This window comes from Thermanaeromonas sp. (genome assembly GCF_021890735.1).
Lineage (GTDB): Bacteria > Bacillota > DSM-521 > Neomoorellales > Neomoorellaceae > Thermanaeromonas.
Map to the genome: position 1 here is coordinate 1 of NZ_JAKKUR010000074.1, position 9,034 is coordinate 9,034.

11 protein-coding genes are annotated in these 9,034 nt (G+C 48.9%); 7 read left to right on the forward strand and 4 right to left on the reverse strand.

The features are described 5' to 3' along the window. Window positions 1-349: 349 nt before the first annotated feature. The 4 genes from L5656_RS09345 to L5656_RS09360 all read right to left on the reverse strand — a co-directional run bounded on the left by L5656_RS09345 (window position 350) and on the right by L5656_RS09360 (window position 3,946). Entirely contained in the window at window positions 350-604 is a 255-nt protein-coding gene (locus L5656_RS09345) for a sulfurtransferase TusA family protein (RefSeq protein ID WP_297202272.1), read from the reverse strand. After that, window positions 591-1,823: a YeeE/YedE thiosulfate transporter family protein gene (locus tag L5656_RS09350; RefSeq protein ID WP_297202274.1), complete on the reverse strand. Its 1,233-nt coding sequence runs from the start codon at window positions 1,821-1,823 to the stop codon at window positions 591-593. The genes L5656_RS09345 and L5656_RS09350 overlap by 14 nt, the downstream gene beginning before the upstream one ends. 193 nt (window positions 1,824-2,016) lie before the next feature. Beyond that, entirely contained in the window at window positions 2,017-3,147 is a 1,131-nt protein-coding gene (locus tag L5656_RS09355; RefSeq protein WP_297202277.1) for a YkvI family membrane protein, read from the reverse strand. 274 nt (window positions 3,148-3,421) lie between these two features. Next, window positions 3,422-3,946, reverse strand: coding sequence for a nitroreductase family protein (locus L5656_RS09360; protein WP_297202280.1), 525 nt, complete (start codon window positions 3,944-3,946; stop codon window positions 3,422-3,424). Between the two features lie 154 nt (window positions 3,947-4,100). Here L5656_RS09360 and L5656_RS09365 point away from each other — a divergent pair, with 154 nt between their 5' ends. The 7 genes from L5656_RS09365 (at window position 4,101) to purQ (ending at window position 8,996) form a co-directional block, all read left to right on the forward strand. Beyond that, the gene (locus L5656_RS09365; protein WP_297202283.1) at window positions 4,101-4,292 is read left to right on the forward strand and encodes a hypothetical protein; all 192 of its coding nucleotides are present in this window, start codon (window positions 4,101-4,103) and stop codon (window positions 4,290-4,292) included. Then, the gene (locus L5656_RS09370) at window positions 4,264-5,094 is read left to right on the forward strand and encodes an arsenic resistance protein (protein ID WP_297202286.1); all 831 of its coding nucleotides are present in this window, start codon (window positions 4,264-4,266) and stop codon (window positions 5,092-5,094) included. The genes L5656_RS09365 and L5656_RS09370 overlap by 29 nt, the downstream gene beginning before the upstream one ends. A 338-nt stretch (window positions 5,095-5,432) precedes the next feature. After that, window positions 5,433-5,942: a 5-(carboxyamino)imidazole ribonucleotide mutase gene (gene purE / locus L5656_RS09375; protein ID WP_297202289.1), complete on the forward strand. Its 510-nt coding sequence runs from the start codon at window positions 5,433-5,435 to the stop codon at window positions 5,940-5,942. Continuing rightward, the gene (gene purB / locus L5656_RS09380) at window positions 5,939-7,231 is read left to right on the forward strand and encodes an adenylosuccinate lyase (RefSeq protein WP_297202292.1); all 1,293 of its coding nucleotides are present in this window, start codon (window positions 5,939-5,941) and stop codon (window positions 7,229-7,231) included. Before purE ends, purB begins: the two co-directional genes overlap by 4 nt. 33 nt (window positions 7,232-7,264) lie before the next feature. Beyond that, the gene (gene purC, locus L5656_RS09385; protein WP_297202295.1) at window positions 7,265-7,993 is read left to right on the forward strand and encodes a phosphoribosylaminoimidazolesuccinocarboxamide synthase; all 729 of its coding nucleotides are present in this window, start codon (window positions 7,265-7,267) and stop codon (window positions 7,991-7,993) included. Between the two features lie 8 nt (window positions 7,994-8,001). Continuing rightward, window positions 8,002-8,289, forward strand: a complete 288-nt coding sequence (gene purS / locus L5656_RS09390) for a phosphoribosylformylglycinamidine synthase subunit PurS (protein ID WP_297202297.1) — start codon at window positions 8,002-8,004, stop codon at window positions 8,287-8,289. Further along, window positions 8,286-8,996 carry a phosphoribosylformylglycinamidine synthase subunit PurQ gene (gene purQ / locus L5656_RS09395; protein WP_297202300.1) on the forward strand — a complete coding sequence of 237 codons (711 nt, stop codon included), beginning with the start codon at window positions 8,286-8,288 and terminating at the stop codon, window positions 8,994-8,996. The genes purS and purQ overlap by 4 nt, the downstream gene beginning before the upstream one ends. Window positions 8,997-9,034: the final 38 nt, after the last annotated feature.

A 9,034-nucleotide genomic window follows, 5' to 3' on the forward strand; every position in this document is an offset into this window, starting at 1 on the left:
CGTATAGTAGCACCTAGTTCCATAGCCGTTCCTCCTGTTTAAATTCTCCTGGCCTGCCCCACGCTTAGGATGCTCTGTGCTCTCACAGAGGCGTAGCCGAACATATCTTCCATTGCCAACCTGGAAATCCTTTCGTGTTATTTTCATCTTGCTTTAAGAATTAGTTTAAGAATTCGCCATGTGGTGGCTATTTTCCTGTAACCCAGATTAAACCCAAACACCTTTTAGCTCCTATACTTTCTTCATCTAGAGGTGCTCTATCGGGCTATAGTAAGGGCCCAGAAATGGTAATTCCCCCTTATAAATCTTAGAGGGGGATTACCATAATTGTAGATTATAAGGTTTGCGCTTATTTGCTCACTCTAATCCGCCATTCCCCATCGCTTATAGGAATAACTTCCTGGACGTTACAACCTTTGCTTTTGACCACTTCCGGTACATCCTTGGTAGCCGCAGGACAATCGACCAGTAGGTCCATACGGCTGGCCGATGGCAGTTTTTCCAGAAGTATTTCGATGGCATATTTAGGATAAGGGCACATCCACCCTCGCATATCCACTTGGTAGTGGTTGTTGCCGATTTTTATAGCCTTAAGCTTTTTCATATTTCCCTGCCTCCACCCATAGGATAAACAAATAGAATAGCAGTAAGAAGCCGTAAACAAAGATTAGCGCTCCACCCCAACCCAGGGCTTCGGGTAGGTATACCGGCTTACCATAGAGCCACCCTTGGCCCACCTTCTGGCCATAAAGGTGAACCCAAGCTCCGGAGGTTAACATAGCAGTAAGACAAGCTACCCAGGAGCGGGTATAACCCTCGCCGCTGCGTACTAGAATCCCTAGGCCGCACCCCCCCGCAAGAACCATTCCAATCCCAAAGATAAAGCCGCCTACAATATTATGCCAGCCGGCGGGGAAAACCATATGCTGGGGCTGGTAGCCCTGGCCCTTGAGAAGGGCAAAACCTAAGGCGCCAACAGCCATGCTAGCCAAAACCCATTTCATAACCTTCCCATCACGGCTTACCAAGATCTCCCGGAAAGCAGCCACAAAACACAGGCGGGAGCGTTGGACGATTACACCGAAAAGGACGCCGAACAAGAATAGTCCAGCATTTTTAGGCATACCCAGGCGATGATAAACTATAGCCAGGATGACTATAAGGATGAATACCAAAATGCCGCTTTGGGGTTGTAGAGACACGGAGCGTGGCGGGACAGCTTCTCCTTCCGGGGTCTGAGTAAAATCTACCTTGAGCAGGGCTTCATGTACGTGACTTTGTAAGATTTTACCTCCCACATAAGCACCTAGCAGAAGTCCTATAGCCGCCAAAGGTCCGCTTAAAGAAAAGGCCATGGTAGCCACCCAAAAACCGCCCACATTGCACGGCGGCATCAGTACTGTACCCAAACCCATCAAAATACCGCCAAGGGCCCCAAAAAGATAACCTTGCCCGTCTTCTCGCCGGATTTTAAATTCCCGGGCTAGTAAAGAAGCCCCCAGAGCACCGAAGATAATACCTATGTCCAGTAAACTGTGCATGTCTAAATAAGGTGGCTTTACTGGGTAGGGGATAAAGGGGCTTTCCGTCTTGATACCTATCAAGTTATAAAGCCAACTTCCCCACATGGCCATTTGGGGAAATACGCCTAAAGCACGAGCGTATATGAACATAAATAGATTAGTGATGGTCAGGGCAAGGACTCCTACTCCTAAAGGCCAGGGCTCCTGGAATAACCGTACCCAAACCTCCTTTAAAGATTGCTCTAAATAAACTTTTCTCCCTTTTCTACTCGTATTACCTATAACTGTTTTACTCTCCAAAGGATCTCCCTCCTTCCCCCGTGATATTTACACTATTCGCTCTCAGCTTATAAACTCCTGCTATAGTAAATATTCCTTTCTGGAATACTATTACCTACCTCACTTCAAAAACTGTACCCCTTAATACCTATCTACTCAAAAAGGGGAAATGCTAATAGGGGGTATAGAGGGAGATGCTCCGCCAGGGCGGCTTTTAGTTTTTTTTCTTTATAGGTAAAACTTTGCGGGCCCAGGTAGGAAGAAGACGTTTAAGAAAAAAGTTAGAGAGCATAACAGGCAAGTTTTCGCGCAGGAAATAATAGGCCAGGGCTCCTAGCAGTAATAGGCCGCCGTAACCAACCAGAGGGAAAAGGGTGGCCACCAGGCGGGAAAAACCCAACTGGGCGGCAACTAAGGCCACGAGGCTGGCCATGATGGCCAGACGGGAAAAGCGCTTGCTTTCGGGTTTTGCCAGGCGGGCGGTAAAACCGTAGAGGCTGCTTACGGCGGTAGTATAAATTTCGGCTAGCAAAATGACGCTATAAAATGTACGAGTCCAAGGTGCCAAGTTACCGGCTATTTGCAGCATGGGTACTTCCCACGCTGTTACTTCCGGGGCTGTGGCCAGAAGGGCTAAAGTAATGGCCCCGGCACCCAAACCAAGGCCCAATCCCCCCAGGGCGGCTCCCGGCAGGAGACTTTTCTGCCTGTTTAAGGACCCCAATGGAGCCAAAACGCCTATAGCCAGGATAAGGTTATAGGAAGCGTAGAGCAAAGCGGCCAGGGGCCAAAAGGGGGCTGCTGCCCTGGGAACTTCTGACCAGGAGAGATTGGTAAGCAGGGAAGCCGGATTTTTGAAGATGGTAAGGAGGCTTACTCCCAAGACGGTAGCTACCAAAAGTGGTGCCACAAAACTGATGGCAGTAATTACCTGGCTTATACCTAGAAGTACCGTAACAAGAGTTACTGCGATCAGAAGGGTACTTCCCAACAAGGCGGGGAGGCAATATTCCTCCAAGAAAATGGCACCAGCACCGGCGGCCATGACTGCCAGAGCTCCGAAGAGGAAAAAGGTCGTAATTCCATCTACCGCTTTACCAAGCCAGGGGCCTCCAGCGTGGCGCATAACAGGGAGGTGGGAATGGGCCTTCAGATGATGGCTTAAGTTTAAAACCTGATACCCGAAAAAAATGAACAAGCCTGTGGCCAAGGCTATGCCGGCAAGCCCCCAAAGGCCGAAATAGCCGAAGAACTGCAGCACTTCCTGGCCGGAAGCAAAACCTGCTCCTACTACAGTTCCTATATAAGCAGCGGCAATTTTAAAGATGGAGTACCTTTTTGGCATATTCGATGTTATTTTACCTGAAAAAGAGCCACTTTAAACATGAACCCTGCTTAAGGGTACTTTTTACTTGGGAGCAATGAGATGGCAAGGCTTAAGTTATACTTAATTGTGAATTTGGGAGCAAAAGCGGAGTGAAAGCGGAGGAAAAGGGGAGGAGATAGGGGGCGAAAGGACTTAAATATAGTTTAAGAGGCCGAGGCCCACCATCATTAGCTTTAGCCCCACCTTGTACAAAGTGGGGCTAAAATAATGCACAGGTCGCCAAGAGGATAAATCAGTCAACTACCTTCACTACCTCGCTGAGACTACGCCGCGCTGTAGGAGAAGGGGAATGGGCGGGGTAGCCCAACGGGATCATAGCTACAGGCCTTATATGAGGCGGTAACTCTAAAACGTGGCTTACCGCTCCCTCGTCGAACGCCCCTACCCAGCAGGTTCCCAGGCCGAGGCTTGTGGCAGCGAGCATAAGGTTGGTAATGGCGGCGGCGGTGTCTTGGAGGCAGTAAAGGGTGCGCCCCCGTTCCCCATAGGTGGCACTTGCCCTGTTAAGGTCTGCACATACCACAATCACTACTGGTGCTTGGGCTACAAACTTTTGACCCAGGGCTGCTTTTGCTAAGGCTTCTTTAATTTCTGCCCGGTGTACCCGGTAAAAAAGCCAAGGTTGCACGTTGCCTGCGGATGGGGCAGCACAAGCCGCTTCGAGCAAAGTATTAAGGATCTCCTCCGGTACGGGATCGGGTTTGAAACGCCGGATGCTGCGGCGTTCCTTTATAACGGAAAGCACCTCGTTTTTCATAATTATCCCCCCGTCTACTAAATTTTTCCCCACCCTTATAATTACCTGCTCCCGGTGATAATTTTCAAGTCTTCTAAACGACCCTATTTTCCTCCATTGACAGCGAAAAAAGTATAAAGTATAATAAAACAAAACTCCAAAGGGCGGGATCACCTTGGATAAAAATGAACTACAAAAGGAGATCAGGCGCCTGGAAGAGGCTATAGCTAATCTAAAAAAGCGCTGGCCAGCTCATTCAGTAAAGGTAGAAATGGTAGTGGAATTGGAAGAGTTGGAAGAAAAATTATTTTGGCTTCAAAATAAAGAAAAAGAGGAGGTTGAAGAACGATCATATGGAAGGAAATAGGGCGTTACTTAAAAGTATCGCAGCAGAAAAGGCTGGGAGCCGAATACCGTGTAAAACTTTAGCCGGCAAAATCTTTCTTTACCCTTCCCAAAATATCTCCTTAGTAGTACCTTTGGTACTCATAATAGGGTTTATTACGGGGCTCCTGGTCGATACGAGCAACTTAAAGAAATATATCTTAGTCGTTACCGTACTTATGATTTATCCCACCATGATCGGGTTTAAGTTGAAAGAGGTTTTTAATCTTTCCCAGGGTAAGCTTGTCGTTAGCGCCATGCTTCTTAATTTCCTGGTGGTACCCTGCTTAGCCTATCTATTGGGAATGGGGTTTTTGCTGCAGGAGCCGGAGCTATTTGCCGGACTGGCCATTACTTCTTTGCTCCCCACGAGTAATATGACTATCGCTTTTACCATGCTTGCCAAGGGAAACGTCCCGGGAGCCATTAAGCTTACCACCATCGGACTGCTTTTGGGTTCCCTTTTAGCTCCGTGGTATCTCCTGATGATGGTAGGAAAGTACGTCCCGGTTAACATATGGTTAACTTTAAAAACTATCGTCTTAGTAATCCTATTACCGTTATTAATGGGGGTCACTACTTACTCCCTTCTCCTCAAAAGATATTCCCCAGAAGATTTTCAGAAAAAGATAAAGCCCTATCTTCCGGGAGCCAGCGCCTGGGGGATGATGTTTATCATTTTTACTAGCATTAGTACAAATGCCCCCCGTATTGTATCCCGCTGGGATATTTTTGTCTTTATTAAACTTAACGAAAAGTACAGGTGGCTGGCGCGTCCAGCTTGAAACCTTTTTATAATTTTTAAGTTGACACGTTTCGCCCGGGTTTGTTATGATAAAGCCGAAAAAAGGATAAAATATAGTCTGTTAAGCCAAGGAATTATGGTCTGGCCAATTAAAATTTAAGCCGTGGGCCAGAAAAAGGGGTCCTTGCTAACAGGCTGAAAGTGTACCTCAGGGTTCCGCGTAAAAAACCTGGGCAAGGTTTTTTACGGTCAGGTCCGAGTGGTACAGGCGTTTTAAGCGCCACACCGTAGGGACTAAAAACCCAGGCGGGTAGGTTTCAGCTTTAGCTTCAGAACCTATCTGGCCTGGGTTAATTAATTCTTAAGGGGGTTCTCTGGATGTCCAATCCTTTAGTAGGCATCGTTATGGGGAGCGCGTCAGATCTTTCCGTAATGCAGGCGGCGACAGAGGTACTTAAGGAATTCGGTATTCCTCATGAAGTGCGTATCTTATCCGCGCACCGCACTCCGGAGGCTGCCTTGCGTTACGGCCGGGAGGCTGCCGGCCGCGGACTGGAGGTAATTATTGCCGGGGCCGGAGGTGCCGCTCACCTTCCCGGTGTGCTGGCTGCTGTGACGCCTCTTCCCGTTATAGGGGTGCCTATAGGGACCAAATCTCTGGGCGGAGTGGACTCCTTATATTCCATAGTACAGATGCCCAGAGGTGTCCCCGTGGCCACGGTGGCCATAGATGGAGCTGCAAATGCCGCCCTTTTAGCCGTTGAGATATTGGGCGTGCGGGACAAGGATCTAAGGGAAAAACTGGTGGCCTACCGGGAGCGGCTAGCCAGGGAAGTGGAAGCTAAGGATAAAGAACTCAGTACGGCTTTACGGGGGTGCCAAAGTTGATCGAGCGCTACACCTTGCCCGAAATGGCCCGCATTTGGGAGGAGGAAAATAAGTTCCGGAAGTGGCTGGAGATCGAGATTTACGCCTGCGAAGCCTGGGCTGAGTTAGGTAAGATACCGCCGGAGGCTTTGGCAGAGATTAAGGAAAGGGCCGGTTTTAATGTTTCCCGAATAAAAGAGATCGAGAACACGGTACGCCATGATGTGATAGCTTTTTTAACTTCTGTAGCGGAGCAGGTGGGGGAGGCTTCTAAATACATTCACCTTGGTCTTACTTCTTCAGATATTTTGGATACGGCCCTGGCTCTACTTATGCGGGAAGCGGCCGACCAGCTCCTCAGGCGCCTTAAAAGGTTGCGTGCTGTGCTTGTAGAAAAGGCCAGGGAACACAAGTATACTCTCATGATGGGCCGTACCCACGGGGTTCACGCGGAACCCGTTACCTTCGGTCTTAAGATGGCCCTGTGGGTTATGGAAGTAGATCGCCATACGGAGAGGCTTCATCAGGCCCGGGAGATGATCAGCGTAGGGAAGATCTCCGGAGCTGTAGGTACCTTTGCTAACGTCGATCCGCGAGTAGAAGAATACGTATGCCGCAAACTGGGGCTTAAGCCCGCTCAAGTTTCCACCCAGATTATTCAGCGCGATCGCCACGCCCAGTACATGACCACCCTGGCCATTATAGCTAGTTCCCTTGAAAAGATGGCTACCGAGATCCGCAACCTCCAGCGGACGGATATTCTGGAGGTAGAAGAGCCCTTCACCCAAGGTCAAAAAGGATCTTCGGCCATGCCCCACAAGCGCAACCCCATTATGTGCGAAAGAATAGCAGGTCTGGCCCGGGTAATCCGCAGCAATGCTCTGGCCGCCCTAGAAAATATAGCACTGTGGCATGAAAGGGATCTCACCCATTCTTCTGTAGAGAGGATTATCATACCCGACAGCACCATCCTTTTGGATTACATGCTCGCCAAATTTACAGAAGTTATGGAGGGCCTTAAAGTCTACCCGGAAAACATGCGCCGGAATTTAGAAGCTACGCACGGACTGGTGTTCTCACAGCGAGTACTTTTAGCCTTAGTAGAAAAGGGACTTCTGAGGGAGGAAGCTTACGCCCTGGTCCAGCGCAACGCCATGGAGGCCTGGAGAAAGGGAGTATCTTTCAAGGAGCTTTTGTTGAAGGATCCGGAGATAACCTGCCGCCTTAGCCCTTCTGAAATTGAAGAGCTCTTTGACTACAACTATCATCTTAAATATATAGATTACATTTTCGAGCGGGCAGGACTTTAAAGCTCAAAATTTAAGAAAGGGGTGTAAAACTCGATGGTAGAAAAAAAGGAATTCCTTTATGAAGGTAAGGCTAAACGTGTGTACCGTACCGGAGATCCCGACCTCTACTTGGTGGAATTTAAGGACGATGCCACGGCCTTTGACGGGTTAAAAAAGGGTACCATTACGGGCAAAGGAGAGGTAAATGCCCGGATGTCCGCTTTGCTTTTCCAGGTTTTAGAAAGAAGAGGTATTCCCACACATTTTGTGGAGCTGGTGGGCCCTAGGGAGATAGTAGTAAAAGCGCTAAGGATTGTTCCTGTTGAAGTGGTGGTTAGGAATGTGGCTGCCGGCAGCTTGGCCCAGCGTTTAGGGCTTGAAGAGGGTACCCCCTTAAAAAGTCCCGTGCTGGAGTTTTATTATAAGTCGGACGAGCTCCATGATCCTATGATCAACGAATACCATATAGCTGCTTTGGAGCTGGCTACGCCGGACCAGGTAGAACTGATGAAAAGTTACGCTTTTAAGGTGAATGAAATTCTCTCTCAAGTTTTGGAGCTTGCCGAGCTCATCCTCGTAGATTTTAAGTTAGAATTCGGTTTGCATCACGGAAGTATACTTTTGGGAGATGAGATTTCCCCTGACACTTGTCGCTTCTGGGACCGGAATACCAGGGAGAAACTGGACAAGGACCGCTTCCGTCGCGATCTAGGAAAAGTGGAAGAAGCCTATCAGGAAGTGTTACAACGCATAACTGAAGCGGTAGGAAAGCAGATACAATAGCAAGGTGGGTGAGCTTTAAGTTGGGAGAGCAATATTTGGCTAAGGTATATATAACCTTAAAACCCGGGGTACTGGACCCCCAAGGAGAAGCCGTTAAGCAGGGCTTGGTTACTATGGGGTATGAAGGGGTAAAGGAGGTTCGGGTAGGTAAATACCTGGAGGTACTTTTAGAAGCTGAGGATGGTCACGAGGCCTTTAAACAGGTAGATGAGATGTGCCGGCGGCTCCTGTCCAATCCTGTTATAGAAAGGTACAGATGTGAAATAGCCGGGTCCCGAGAGGATGGGGAAACATGAAATTCGGCGTTATAGTCTTTCCCGGTTCCAACTGTGATCAGGATGTCTACCATGTTATCCGTACGGTCTTGAGACAACAAGTGAACTATATCTGGCATACAGAAACTAATCTTGAAGGTTATGATTGCGTGGTATTACCCGGTGGCTTTTCTTACGGTGATTACTTGAGGGCGGGAGCTATAGCCCGCTTTGCTCCTGTAATGCCGGCCGTGGTGGAGTTTGCCCGCCAAGGGGGATTGGTCCTGGGGATATGCAACGGCTTCCAGATTTTGCTTGAAGCCGGGCTTCTACCTGGTGCCATGCTGCGTAATAGCTGCCTTAAGTTCCGCTGCCAGGATACCTACCTTCGTGTAGAAAACAATTCTACTCCGTTTACAAATCACTTCCGGAAAGGGCAGGTCATAAGAATGCCCATAGCTCATAACGAGGGCAATTACTATGTTGATCCGGAGACTTTGCGGCAGCTCAAAGATAAGGGCCAAGTGGTATTCCGCTACTGCACGCCAGAAGGTGAGGTTACCCCTGAAGCCAACCCCAATGGTTCCTTAGAAAACATAGCGGGCATAATCAACGAGGGAGGGAACGTGCTGGGGCTTATGCCCCATCCCGAGCGATGTGCCGAGGAGGTCTTGGGAGGTATAGATGGCCGGGAGCTATTCGCTTCCATAATTGACTGGTGGTCGGGAAAGCGAGCCGCAGGGGTTTAGTTTAACGATGGGGTGAGGTTACGCATGTCCGAGACGCG